Annotated in this window: 10 protein-coding genes; 7 read left to right on the top strand and 3 right to left on the bottom strand. The window is 64.5% G+C overall.

Annotated features, from left to right (window positions below):
* Positions 1-13: 13 nt before the first annotated feature.
* The 4 genes from AC1RMG_RS08260 to ribD all read left to right on the top strand — a co-directional run bounded on the left by AC1RMG_RS08260 (position 14) and on the right by ribD (position 4,574).
* A complete protein-coding gene (locus tag AC1RMG_RS08260; protein WP_170866326.1) occupies positions 14-1,021 on the top strand; it encodes a formylglycine-generating enzyme family protein in 1,008 nt (335 codons plus the stop codon).
* Positions 1,022-1,087: 66 nt separating this feature from the next.
* A complete protein-coding gene (locus tag AC1RMG_RS08255; RefSeq protein WP_011059387.1) occupies positions 1,088-1,687 on the top strand; it encodes a GTP cyclohydrolase II in 600 nt (199 codons plus the stop codon).
* 80 nt (positions 1,688-1,767) lie between these two features.
* On the top strand, positions 1,768-3,471 hold the full coding sequence (locus AC1RMG_RS08250) for a WD40 repeat domain-containing protein (RefSeq protein WP_015634244.1): 1,704 nt from the start codon (positions 1,768-1,770) through the stop codon (positions 3,469-3,471).
* A complete protein-coding gene (gene ribD / locus AC1RMG_RS08245) occupies positions 3,468-4,574 on the top strand; it encodes a bifunctional diaminohydroxyphosphoribosylaminopyrimidine deaminase/5-amino-6-(5-phosphoribosylamino)uracil reductase RibD (protein ID WP_011059385.1) in 1,107 nt (368 codons plus the stop codon). The genes AC1RMG_RS08250 and ribD overlap by 4 nt, the downstream gene beginning before the upstream one ends.
* Here ribD and AC1RMG_RS08240 read toward each other — a convergent pair.
* Positions 4,553-5,479 (bottom strand): LysR family transcriptional regulator, encoded by a 927-nt coding sequence (locus tag AC1RMG_RS08240; protein ID WP_011059384.1) that lies wholly within the window; start codon positions 5,477-5,479, stop codon positions 4,553-4,555. The genes ribD and AC1RMG_RS08240 overlap by 22 nt on opposite strands.
* A gap of 46 nt (positions 5,480-5,525) precedes the next feature.
* Here AC1RMG_RS08240 and AC1RMG_RS08235 point away from each other — a divergent pair, with 46 nt between their 5' ends.
* The 3 genes from AC1RMG_RS08235 to AC1RMG_RS08225 are packed head-to-tail and all read left to right on the top strand — an operon-like array spanning position 5,526 to position 10,180.
* Positions 5,526-5,939 carry a VOC family protein gene (locus tag AC1RMG_RS08235; RefSeq protein ID WP_015634243.1) on the top strand — a complete coding sequence of 138 codons (414 nt, stop codon included), beginning with the start codon at positions 5,526-5,528 and terminating at the stop codon, positions 5,937-5,939.
* 30 nt (positions 5,940-5,969) lie between these two features.
* A complete protein-coding gene (locus AC1RMG_RS08230; protein ID WP_125062791.1) occupies positions 5,970-7,121 on the top strand; it encodes an efflux RND transporter periplasmic adaptor subunit in 1,152 nt (383 codons plus the stop codon).
* Entirely contained in the window at positions 7,118-10,180 is a 3,063-nt protein-coding gene (locus AC1RMG_RS08225; protein ID WP_072443060.1) for a MexW/MexI family multidrug efflux RND transporter permease subunit, read from the top strand. Before AC1RMG_RS08230 ends, AC1RMG_RS08225 begins: the two co-directional genes overlap by 4 nt.
* A gap of 59 nt (positions 10,181-10,239) precedes the next feature.
* Here AC1RMG_RS08225 and AC1RMG_RS08220 read toward each other — a convergent pair whose 3' ends face one another.
* Entirely contained in the window at positions 10,240-11,634 is a 1,395-nt protein-coding gene (locus tag AC1RMG_RS08220) for a PhoH family protein (protein ID WP_011059380.1), read from the bottom strand.
* Positions 11,635-11,980: 346 nt separating this feature from the next.
* Complete coding sequence (locus AC1RMG_RS08215) at positions 11,981-13,105, bottom strand: polysaccharide deacetylase family protein (protein ID WP_053156463.1); 1,125 nt, start codon at positions 13,103-13,105, stop codon at positions 11,981-11,983.
* Positions 13,106-13,214: the final 109 nt, after the last annotated feature.

Here is a 13,214-nt window from a genome sequence, read left to right as displayed (position 1 = left end):
GACAAGAAGTACTATGAATTCCAAGGGTTTTGCTCACTGGCCAGTGTTCGACGGCCCCCTGACAGCCGAAATGACCGACAGGCAATTGATGGGCCTCGCGGAACACTTTCAGCCAGGCATCGAGCTTTCGCTGCCCCTGGCAGTCTGGCGGCAGTTGTCCGACAAATCGGCGGAGCAGTTGGCCCTGGGGGTGGAAAACCCTGACGCTCCCCTGTCATGGCGTCTGGCCTCGGCACGGCTGCTGGCACAGACCATGGACCCACGCCTGGATGTACTCAACCCGCCGATGATCACCATCGAAGGCGGCCAGGTCGAGATCGGCCTGGAGGAGTCGGCCATCGACCAGGTGCTGCAGCGCATGCAGGGCCTGGGGCTGGACCGCAGCTGGATCGAGAAGGAGGCCCCGCGCCACCGGGTGGAGCTCAAGCCCTACGCCATTGGCAAGTACCCGGTAACCAACCTGGAATACCGGGCATTCCTGGAGGATTCGCAGTACCCCGCCATCCCCGGCAACTGGCTTTTCGGCCAGTTCCCCAGCGAACGCGCCAACCATCCGGTCTATGGCCTGAGCGCCGGCGATGCCGACGTCTACTGCCAGTGGCTGGCGGCCCGTACCGGTCGCTCGTTCCGCCTGCCCAGCGAAGCGGAATGGGAGTTTGCCGCCGCCGGCCATGAAAACCTCGAATACCCCTGGGGCGACCAGTTTCTGCCCCTGCACGCCAACACCGCGGAAATGGGCCTGTTCGCCACCACCCCGGTAGGCGCCCTGCCCGAGGGCGCATCGCCCTTCGGCTGCATGGACATGGCCGGAAACGTCGAAGAATACGTGGCCGATGACTACGCCCCCTACCCCGGCGGCAACGCCGTCATCGACGACCTGGTGACCGTGGTCGGCACCCACCGGATTGCCCGCGGCGGCAGCTTCACGCGCTTTCGCGACTTGACCCGCAACTGCCGTCGACACGGCAAATACCCCAGGGAGATCTACGTGATGGGCTTCAGGCTCGCCGAGAGCCTCTGACCCGGCATTTCTACTTTTGCAACCAAACAATTACACGTTCAACGTCAAAGAACGGAAGGGATTTCCATGAACACACTCAGTATCAGAAACCAGGTCGACATCCCCCTGAACGACTCGCCCACCCCCGGCACTTTCTACAGTTTCAGCGGCCTGGAAGCGGCCCATGAACACATCCTGATCAAGCTGGGCCCCGCCAGCGAACACAGCCCCCTGGTGCGCATTCATTCCGAATGCCTGACCGGCGATGTCTTCAACTCCCAGCGCTGCGATTGCGGCCCGCAACTGAGCGAGTCCATCTCGCGCATGCAGGAAGAAGGCGGCTACCTCATCTACCTGCGCCAGGAAGGCCGGGGCATCGGCCTGTACGCCAAGCTGGATGCCTACCGCCTGCAAGACGGCGGCATGGACACCTTCGAAGCCAACAGCCACTTGAACTTCCCCGAGGACGGCCGGGACTTCTCCATGGCCGCCAGGATGCTCAAGGCCCTGGGCGTGCAGCACTGCCGCCTGATCACCAACAACCCGGACAAGGTCCAGGCCCTGAAGGACAACGGCATCATCGTGGACAGCACCATCCCCACCGGGGTCTTCCTCACCCGGCACAACAGCCACTACCTGCAAGCCAAGAAAGACAAGAAGCACCACCTCATCGATCTCATCAAATAGAAGAGCCTGCCTCCCCCGGAGCCCGCGGGCCGGGGGACGGCTGCCCGTCATCCGCCAACGCATTATTAAGGACAATAATCATGAGACATTTCGGGCCCATCAGCGGCATCGCCACGTTCAAGGACACCTACGTCGCCACCGCCGGCTACGACAACCAGGTGATCCTCTGGGATGCCAGGACCCGGACCCCGATCCAGCGGGTCCTTCACGATCACCTGGCCAACCAGTGCGCATTCAACGCCGCCGGCACGCTGCTGGTAAGCGCCAGCAGCGACTACACCGCGCGGGTCTGGGAAGTGCCGTCCCTGCGCCTGAAGACCGTGCTCATCGGCCATGACGACGACATCGAGATGGCCGCCTTCTCCCCGGACGGCCAGACCATCGCCACCTGCTCCCGGGACCACAGCATCCGCCTGTTCAACCTCAGCGGCCAGACCCTGCGGATCCTCCACGGCCACACCGCCGACGTGATCTCGGTGTGCTGGTCGGCCGATGGCCAGACCCTGGTGTCGAGCAGCGATGACGGTTCGATCCGGCGCTGGGATGCCAATACCGGGCAACAGCTGGAAACCATCGACCTGGGCGGCGTGGAAACCGACACCGTGGCCCTGTCCCGCGAGGGCATCATTTTCGCCGGCGACGACGAAGGCAAGATCTCCATCATCAGCCCCCGCGGCACCCTGCTGCAGCCCGCCCACAGCGCCGGGATCAAGCGCATCATCTGGGACGACAGCCAGCGCCTGCTGATCAGCCTCAGCTACGACCGCTCGGTCATGCTCTGGCACCTCAAGCAGGACGGCACCCTGGTCAAGACCGCGGAAACCTCCCTGCCGAGCATCATCTGGCCACGCAGTTGCGCGCTGCTGGGCAGCCATCGCATCGCCTTCGTCACCTTCGGCTCGCGCTATGCCACCTGGGATTTCGCCACCCAGACCTGGGACCTCAGCGGCATCGAACCGGCGGTCAGCCTCAACGCAGTGGCGGTGGTCGGCGAAGACGTCTACAGCATCGGCGACGCCGGCATCCTGCACATCAACGGCCAACCCAGCATCAAGGCCGGCAGCCTGTGCAACTTCCTCCTGCCCTTTGGCGACAGTGTGTTGACCGGCGGCCAGATGGGCACGGTGTTCGACGCCCGCACCGGCGCCACCCTGTACCAGCACCGCTCGCCCCTGAACTGCGGCACCACCTTCATCAAGGACGGTGCCTTGCACGCAGCCATCGGCACCTACACCGGCGAAGCGCTGATCTTCTGCCTGGACCAGCAGCAGCCGCGCTTCGTCACCCAGGTGCGCATGCATGAGAACGCCATCAAAGGCATCGCCGCCGATGAAACCTACATTTTCAGCGTGTGCGCCACCGCAGCCGCGGCCTTCTTCCGGATTGCCGACTTCGGCCTGGAAACCTACCTGGACAAGGCCCACGAGCGGATCTCCAACGGCTGCACGCAGATCCAGGGCGGCTTCGCCAGCATCGGTCGCGACCTGAAACTGCGCCTGTGGCGCGATGGCGCCAGCGAGGTGTTCGACACGCCCCACAGCCACTCGATCAAGTGCATCGCCATCTCCCGGGACCGCTCGATGATCGCCACCGGCAGCTACGGCGGCACCGTGGCCGTCTTCGATCTGAAAAAGCGCGTCTGGGCCAGCGTGGAGAAACCCACCGCCAGCGGCATTTCCTGCCTGATCCATGACGCCAGCGGCGAAGGTTTCCTGGCCAGCGCCTACGACGGCCGGATCTACCCGATCACGCCCCCGGCCGCTGTCCAGTCGGCGCGCCCATGACCTACTTCAGCGAAGTCGACTTCCAGCACATGCAGCACGCCCTGTCCCTGGCAGAACGGGGCAGCCACTCCACCTGGCCCAATCCGCGGGTGGGTTGCGTGATCGCCCATGGCTCGCAAGTGGTCGGCGAAGGCTGGCATCGGCGGGCCGGCGGGCCCCACGCCGAGGTGTTCGCCCTGCGCCAGGCCGGTGGCCTGGCGCGGGGGGCCACCGCCTACGTGACCATGGAACCCTGCAGCCATGTCGGACGCACCGGTGCCTGCCATCAGGCCCTGATCGACAGCGGCGTGCACAGCGTGGTGGTGGCCCATCAGGACCCGTTCGAACAGGTCAACGGCCAGGGCATCGCCCAACTGCGCAACGCCGGAATCGAGGTGCGGGTCGGCCTGCTGGAATCGGCGGCCCAGGAGTTGAACCGGGGCTTTCTGTCCACAGTGCGGCGCCAGCGGCCCTGGGTGCAACTGAAAATGGGCATGAGCCTGGACGGGCGCACGGCCCTGGACAATGGGCGCTCGAAGTGGATCACCAGCACCCGGGCCCGGGCCGACGTGCAGTATTGGCGGGCCCGCAGCTCGGCGATCCTCACCGGCAGCGGTACCGTCCTGGCGGACGACCCACTGCTCACGGTACGCCAGCTGTCCTCCCCGGAGGCCCTGGCGCCAGTACGTGTGGTGCTCGACAGCCAGGGCCGGGTGCCCGCCACGGCGCGGGTGTTCAACGACCAGGCGCCGAGCCTGCACGTGGTGCACCGGGAGTGCCCGCTGGCCAGCAGCGACAGCGAGCAGGTCATGGCGCTGCCCGGGGACGACCAGGGCCTGCACCTTGAGCAGTTGCTGCACAACCTCAGCCAGCGCGGCCTGCACGACCTGCTGGTGGAAGCCGGCCCGACACTGGCCGGCAACCTGCTCAAGGCGCATCTGGTGGATGAGTTGCTGTTGTACGTGGCTCCGCGCCTGCTGGGGGATCTGGCCCGGCCGCTGGTGCACCTGCCGTGCTTCGACCGCCTGGAGGAGGCCCTGGACTTTGCCCTGTATGACGTCAGCCAGCTGGGGCCGGACCTGCGTCTGCGCCTGCGGCCGGCTCAGCCGCCGAGCGCGCTATGAGCGACCACCTGCTTGACCTGTTCGCGCAACCAGACATGGGCCGGTTCATTGTCGAAACGCTGATGCCAGATCTGCACGAAGGGAAACGGCGGAATCGGCAACGGCGGTCGCAGCTGGATCAGGTCCTGGTTAAGCAGCGCTTCGTCCAGGGTGCGAGTGGCCACCGTGAGAATCAGGTCGGTGTTGTGAATCATGCTGGGGGCAGTGCGCCAATGGGGCACGCTCACGGCTATCCGCCGCTGCAGCCCTTCGTCGCGCAGCAGGCTGTCCACCTCGCCGTTGGCGCTGCCATCCATCGACACCAGGATGTGTGGCCGGGCCAGGTAGCTGTCCAGGTCCAGCGTGCCGTCGGCCGGCAACGTGCGTCGGTCGAGGAGGCAGGAGAAGGTTTCCTCGAACAGTACCTCGGTGGAAATGTCGCCGGACAGGTTGGGAAACACCCCCAGGGCCAGGTCGATCTTGCCCTGGGAAACCTGCTCGAACATTCCGTGCCGGGTGTCCTGGGTCACCACCAAGGTGGTGTTCGGCGCATCGCGGCGCAAGCGCACCATCAGGTTGGGCAGCACCAGCGCGGCGCCGTAGTCGGACATCGCCAGGGTGAAGATGCGCTGGGAACTGGCCGGGTCGAAGTCGATGGACTTGCCGAACAGGGTTTCGATCTGGCCGAGGATTTCCCGCAGCGGCTGCTGGATGTTCTGGGCCAGGGAACTGAGCACCAGTTCGCTGCCCCGGCGAATCAGGATCGGGTCATCCAGCAACCCGCGCAACTTGCTCAACGAGTGGCTGATGGCCGGCTGGCTCAAGTGCAGGCGCAAGGCCGTGCGGGTGACATGTTTTTCTGTCAGCAGGGCATCAAGCACCACCAGCAGGTTCAAATCGATATTGCGCAGTAAGACCGTGACCATCCTGTCATTTCCAACTCAGGGAGCAAGGTCCCAAAAGGAGCAACACATGCTGCAACTCAAACGAATTATTGAAACAGCCCTTTATGTGAACGATCTCGACATCGCGAAAGAATTCTACGCAAAAACCTTCCAGCTGGAAGTCATGGTCGAGAGTGATGTCCTCGTGGCGCTGAACATCGGCGGCCAGAATACCCTGTTGCTGTTCAAGCGGGGCGCCTCGCTGCACACCAAATACCTCAGCGGCGGCGAGATCCCGCCCCACGATGCCAGCGGGCGGATCCATGTGTGCTTTGCCATCGACAAGCAGGACCTGCCCGGCTGGAAGGAACGCCTGGCCCACTCCGGCATCCCCCTGGAAGGTCGTACCGAATGGCCCAAGGGCGGCTCCAGCATCTATTTCCGCGACCCGGATGAAAACCTCGTCGAGCTGCTCACCCCCGGTTGCTGGCCGATCTACTGAAACTGCAACTGACGTCAAGGAGTGAATGTCATGGTGTCCGTCGGTGTAACCAAGCCCCCCTCCCTGCGCGCATGGCTGGCGCTGATCGCGGCGCTGCTGACCGTCGGCCTGCTGGCCGGGTGGCTGTGGCACGGGGCCCGGCCCGGCCCACAGGCCTATGCACAGGCACCGGTCAAGGTCGCCGTGGCCACGGCCAGTACCCTGCCCTTCCCCAACTACCTGGAAGCCATCGGCGAACTGGAGGCGATCCAGCAAGTCAGCGTGCCGGCGGAAATCGGCGGGCGCATCGTCAACCTGCCGATCCAGTCAGGGCAGCGGGTCGAACGCGGCCAGGTCCTGGTCCAGCTCAACGACGCGCCCCAGCGCGGCAACCTGGTGCGCCTGCAAGGGGAAATGGAAAACGCCCGGATCCGCCTCGAACGCTCGCGGCGCCTGGTGTCGGTCAACGCCACCTCCAGGGAAGCCTTCGACAATGCCCAGACCGAGCTGTCCACCGCCAAGGGCGCCTTGCAGGCGCTGACCGCGGAAATCGAGCAGCGCACCATCCGCGCGCCCTTTGCCGGCACCCTGGGCATTCGCAAGGTGCACCTGGGGCAATACGTGAAGCCTGGGGACGTACTGATCAACCTGATTGGCGACAAGGGCCTGTACGTCAACTTCAGCGTGCCCGAGCAGGCGCTGGCCCAAGTCACGCCAGGGGCGACCCTGGAAGTGCTTCTCGACGCCCTGCCCGGGCAGGTGCTCAGCGCCAAAGTGAGCGCTGTCGATCCGTTTCTCGATCGCACCCGCACCCTGAGCATCCAGGCGCGCCTGCAAGACCCGCCAGCCAGCGCCCTGCCCCATATGTTCGCTCGTGTGCGGCTGGCCCAGCCGCTGCCCAGTGGCACCTTGAGCGTGCCGGAAACCGCGGTGACCTATAACGCCTACGGCGAAGAGTTGTTCGTGGTCCAGCCGGCCAAGGATGCCCAGGGCGCGCCGACGGTGCAGCGGGTATCGGTGAAAACCGGCGCGCGGCATGCCGGCCGGGTGGTGATCGACAGCGGCCTGGCGCCGGGCGCGCAAGTGGTGACGTCCGGGCAGATCAAGCTCAGTGACGGCGCCCCGATCGAACCGCAGCAGCACAGCGTGCTCAGCGATGCCGGCGGCAGTGCGACGACCCTGGCCGCAGGAGAAGAGCCGTGAAGTTCACCGATCTGTTTGTCCGCCGCCCGGTGCTGGCGCTGGTGGTCAGCCTGCTGATCCTGCTAGCGGGGCTCAAGGCCTACAGCAACCTGCCGGTGCGCCAGTACCCGTTGCTGGAAAGCTCGGTGATCAGCGTCACCACCGACTACCCCGGGGCGCCGGCTGAGCTGATGCAGGGCTTTGTCACCCAGCCGATCAACCAGTCCCTGGCCTCGGTGGAGGGGGTGGACTACGTCAGCTCGTCCTCGGTCCAGGGGCGCAGCCTGATCACCCTGCGCATGGCCCTCAACCAGGATTCGTCGAAGACCCTGAGCGAGGTGATCGCCAAGGTCAACCAGGTCAAGTACCGCCTGCCCGAGCAGGCCTACGACCCGGTGATCGAGCGTTCCGCCGGGGACGCCACCGCCGTGGCCTATGTCGGTTTCGCCAGCCGCTCGCTGTCCGCCTCGGCGCTGAGCGACTACCTCAGCCGGGTGGTACAGCCGCTGTTTTCCAGCATCGAGGGCGTGGCCAAGGTCGAGACCTTCGGCGGCCAGCGCCTGGCCATGCGCCTGTGGCTGGACCCGCAGCGCATGGCCGGCCACGGCGTCAGCGCGGCCCAGGTGGAACAGGCGATCCGCGCCAACAACTTCCAGGCCGCCCCCGGGCAGATCAAGGGCCAGTACGTGATCTCGTCGATCCAGGTCAACACCGACCTGAGCAACCTCGACGAGTTTCGCGACATGGTCATCAGCAACCGTGGCGACCACCTCCTGCGCCTGCGGGACATCGCCCGGGTCGAGCTGGGCTCGGCGTCCTATGAAACCAGTGCGCTGATGGACGGCAAGCCGGCGGTGCACCTGGGCCTGTATGCCACGCCCAAGGGCAACCCGCTGCTGATCGTCGCCGACATCAAGCGCCTGCTGCCGGAGATCCAGAAGACCCTGCCGCCGGGAGTGGAGGTGGCCCTGGCGTTCGAGACCGCCCACTTCATCCAGGCCTCGATCATCGAGGTCATCGAAACCCTGATCGAAGCCATCCTGATCGTGGTGGCGATCATCTACCTGTGCCTGGGCTCGGCCCGCAGCGTGCTGATCCCGGTGGTCAGCATTCCGCTGTCGATGGTCGGCGCACTGGCGCTGATGCACCTGTTCGGCTTCAGCATCAACCTCTTGACTCTGCTGGCCATGGTCCTGGCCATCGGCCTGGTGGTGGACGATGCCATCGTGGTCATGGAGAACATCCACCGCCACCTCAAGGAGGGTCGCACGCCGTTGCAGGCGGCCTTTGTCGGGGCCCGCGAAATCGCCTCGCCGGTGATCGCCATGACCATCACCCTGGCTGCGGTGTACATGCCCATCGGCCTGATGAGCGGGCTGACCGGCGCGCTGTTCAAGGAGTTCGCCCTGACCCTGGCCGGCGCGGTGCTGATCTCCGGGGTAGTGGCCCTGACCCTGACCCCGGTGATGTGCGCCAAGCTGCTGCCGGCGGGGCAGCAGGAAGGTCGCATGAGCCGCTGGGCCGAGCAGTTCTTCCACTGGCTGGCACGTCTCTACCAGCACGGCCTGGTGCGTTCCCTGCGCTGGCGCGGCGCGGTCCTGGCGTTTGCCGCCCTGGTGCTGCTCAGCCTGCCGTGGCTCTACGGCCACGCCAGCAAGGAGCTGGCGCCCAACGAAGACCAGGGCAACCTGCTGCTGGCGATCAAGTCGCCGCAGCACGCCAACCTGGACTATGTCGAGCGCTATGCCTACCAGCTGGACGCGATCCTCCAGGGCCTGCCGGAAACCGTCAGCACCTGGATCATCAATGGCAGCGACGGCGTGGCCGCCAGTTTCGCCGGGGTCAACTTCAGCGAGTGGTCGCAACGCCAGCGCAGCGCGGCCAGCATCCAGCAGCAGTTGCAGCAGGAGGTCGATGCGGTCGAGGGCAACTCGATCTTCGTCTTCCAGTTGCCGCCGCTGCCGGCCTCCACCGGCGGCCTGCCGGTGCAACTGGTGATCCGCAGCACCGAGGACTACCGCTCGCTGTTCCAGGCCATGGAGGAGATCAAGCAGCAGGCCCGGGCCAGCGGCCTGTTCGCGGTGGTGGACAGCGACCTGGAGTTCAACAACCCGGTGACCGAGGTGCGCATCGATCGCAGCAAGGCCAACAGCCTGGGCATCCGCATGCAGGACATCGGCACCACCCTGGCGGTGCTGATCGGCGAGAACTACACCAACCGCTTCGCCCTGCAGGGCCGCTCCTACGACGTGATTCCCCAGAGCGCCGCGGCCCAGCGCCTGACGCCCCAGGCCCTCAACGGCTTCTACGTGGAGACCGACAGCGGCACCCAGGTGCCGTTGTCCACCGTGGTCAGCCTGCATGACAGCATCCAACCCAACAAGCTCAAGCAGTTCAACCAGCAGAATGCCGCGACCTTCCAGGGCATCCCCGCCCCGGGGGTCAGCCTGGGCCAGGCGGTGGCCTTCCTGCAGCAGCAAAGCCAGGCCCTGCCCGCCAGTTTCAGCCATGACTGGCAGGCCGATTCGCGGCAGTTCATCCACGAAGGCAATGCCCTGCTGCTGACTTTCCTGTTCGCCCTCATCGTGATCTACATGGTGCTGGCCGCGCAGTACGAAAGCCTGAGCGACCCGCTGATCATCCTGATCACCGTGCCGCTGTCGATCTGTGGCGCGCTGATTCCCCTGGCGCTGGGGCTGGCGACCATCAATATCTACACGCAGATCGGCCTGGTGACCCTGATCGGCCTCATCAGCAAGCACGGCATCCTGATGGTGGAGTTCGCCAATGAACTGCGCGCGGCCCTGGGCTGCACTGCGGCACAGGCGATTATCCGCGCGGCACGGATCCGCCTGCGGCCGATCCTCATGACCACCGCCGCCATGGTGGTGGGGCTGGTACCGCTGCTGTTTTCTTCCGGCGCCGGCGCCAGCAGCCGTTTCGGCCTGGGGCTGGTGATCGTCATCGGCATGCTGGTGGGCACCCTGTTCACCCTGTTCGTGCTGCCGTCGATCTACAGCCTGATGGCACGCGCCCACAGTCGTTCCAGCGAGCTGGAGGAACTGCAGCAACTGGCCTGAGCCTGCGCCAGAAGTGCAACGGGCGGCCCAAGGGCCGCCCGTTGTGTTCCAGGGTGAGGTTACAAGTGGCTTTCGGCGTATTCCGCCAGGATCGAGCGCGGCACCCCTTGCAGGGTGATGTGCACGCCGTTGGGGAAGTCCTTGAAACGTTCGGTGAGGTAGGTCAGGCCAGAACTGGTGGCCGACAGGTAGGGGGTATCGATCTGTGCCAGGTTGCCCAGGCACACCACTTTGGAACCGGCGCCGGCACGGGTGATGATGGTCTTCATCTGGTGCGGGGTGAGGTTCTGGCATTCGTCGATCAGGATCAGGCTCTGCTGGAAGCTGCGGCCGCGGATGTAGTTCAGGGATTTGAACTGCAACGGCACCTTGCTGAGGATGTAGTCGACGCTGCCGTGGGTGTTCTCGTCATCCATGTGCAGGGCTTCGAGGTTGTCGGTGATGGCGCCCAGCCAGGGTTCCATCTTCTCCGCCTCGGTGCCGGGCAGGAAGCCGATCTCCTGGTCCAGCCCCTGCACGCTGCGGGTGGCGATGATGCGCCGGTAGCGCTTGCTGACCATGGTCTGCTCGATAGCGGCGGCCAGGGCCAGGATGGTCTTGCCCGAGCCCGCGGCGCCGGACAGGTTGACCAGGTGGATATCCGGATCGAGCAGCGCGTACAGCGCCAGGCCCTGATAGATGTCCCGCGGTTTCAGGCCCCAGGCTTCCTGGTGCAACAGGGGTTCCTGATGCAGGTCGAGGATCAGCAGCACATCGGCGCGGATTTCCTTGATCCAGCCGACAAAGCCCTGTTCGTCGATGATGAATTCATTGATGTGCACCGCCGGCAGGTTGTCGATCAACTGCACCTGGTGCCAGGTACGGCCATGGTCCTGGCGGGTTTCCACCTTGCTTACGCGGTCCCAGAACGAGCCGCTCATGTTGTGGAAACCATTGGGCAGCAGGGAAACATCGTCCACCAGCTGGTCGGTGCTGTAGTCCTCGGCGGCGATCCCGCAGGCCCGCGCCTTGAGGCGCATGTTGATGTCTTTGGTCACCAGCACCACGGGCAGGTCCTTGTTGCGCGCGTGCAGGTCGATCAGCTGGTTGATGATGATGTTGTCGTTGAGGTTGTCCGGCAACAGGCTGGTGGGCTCGTTGCGCTTGCTCATGAGGATCGACAGCAAGCCCTTGGGCCCGCTCTTGCCACGCTGGATCGGTACGCCCAGCTCGACGTCCTCGGGTGAGGCCTCACCCAGGGTCTTGTCGATCAGGCGGATGGCCTGGCGGCATTCGGCGGCCACGCTGTGATGCCCGCTCTTGAGCTTGTCCAGCTCTTCGAGGACGGTCATAGGGATGGCGACGTGGTGTTCTTCGAAATTCAGTAAGGCGTTTGGATCGTGAATCAATACATTGGTATCGAGTACATAAAGGATTGGCTGGTTGGAAGAAGAGCTACGTCCGTGGTCATCCATACTCGGTCACCTTATGTGGGAGCCAGTCGACGCAATACCATGGGGTATCGCGCCTCGAAGGGCCACCGAATTCACCCGCGGGGGTTCAGGTGACCTGCACACACAAGGAGTCTTGGGAGACGCCACCTGTGTCGCAGGTTTCGGCGGTCTGAGTTCGTAATACTCCAAAAGCCGTGACAGGAAAAAGCACTTTGACGCTTTTTTGATGTTTATTTTGCAGAGTGACGAATAGCCCTTGGCGAGTGGCCCGGGCACCGTTAAAGTCGGAAGTCCGCCTGCCTCGAAATCCCGCTATTTTTCCCCTCTTCAACCGCCATTTCTCCCTGTTTGCGCAGGCTGTTTCGTTTCAGCGAAATGCATCCTGGCAGTCTTCCCAACCGATGCCGCTCTGCGCGGTCTGGGCCAGCAACCAGGGCAGGCTGCTCTTGACCCCATCCTGCTTGGCATTGAAGGCGATCACCCCGCGTCGCCACAGCAGCATCAAGGTCAACACTCTCTGCCCGCTGTCCTCGGCCTTGAGCTTGCCGGCGCCATCCTGGGCGTCGATGTCCCATAGCGCCACCTGCATGCCCTGGGCATTGAAGAAGCCCTGGGCGTCGGCGCGACGCTGGCCATAGGGCGGGCGGAACAGCGGCACGTAGTTTTCCGGCAGCTTGCTTTTCACCAGGTCGGCGCTGCGCTGGATCGAGTACTGCCAGTCCTGCCAATGGCTGTGGGAACGGAATTCCCACCCCTGGACCCCAACGCACTGCCGGGAATACAGGGATTGCAGGCTGGCCACCGAAGCCTTGTCGAGACGGTTCTGGATATCGTTGCCAAGAACGAAGAAGGTGCCGCTGAGGTTGGCCTTGCGCAGGTAGTTGGTGAGCCAGGGCGTGTTGTCCGGCGCCAGGTTGGCGGCGCTGTCGAAGGTCAGCAGAAACAGCCGGTCATTGAGCTCGTCGCCATTGCGCTCGTAGTCGCCAAAGCGCAGCACTTCGCTGCTGGTCTGCGGTGACAGCGCGGCCTTGCGCAGCAATTCGTCCAGGTACTGCTCGTGGAAGGTCCGGCTCGGCTCGCCCCAGCGTGCGTAGTAGGAGTCCTGCGCCAGATGGAACTTGCCGGCCTGCTTGCGCAACTGCTGCATGTTTTCCACCAGGTAACAGAAGGACGCGTCCTGGTCGCAGCTCTGCTGGGCGAAGTTGTAGTTATCCAGCAGGCGCTGCCACAGATGCTCGCGCAGCTCAGAGATCGCCTCCATATTGATCATCCGCAGGCCCAGGCGCTGCTTCATCGAGGCCTCGTCCCAGGCTTCGCTGATCAGCAAGGCGCGAGCGAAGGTGAGGATCTCGGCCCGCGAGGCGACGTCGAACAGGGTCGGATTGTCGAGCTTTTCCGGCCAGGTGCTGCGGTCCAGGGTCGCCACATCATTGGGCGCTGCCAGCACGCTGAAACTCAGAAGCCAGGCCGAGAAGAGAAACGCGATACGCAAAAGGGATGCCTCCAGAACAAAACCCGCGCCGCACTATAGCCGATCTGTGCCAGGAATCAGGGCCCCTTCGCCGGCAAGCCGGCTCCTACAGGCTCTGTTTCTTCTCCAC

This window comes from Pseudomonas sp. GW822-FHT04H02, from assembly GCF_058800645.1.
This window is presented reverse-complemented; position numbering and strand designations above follow the sequence as displayed.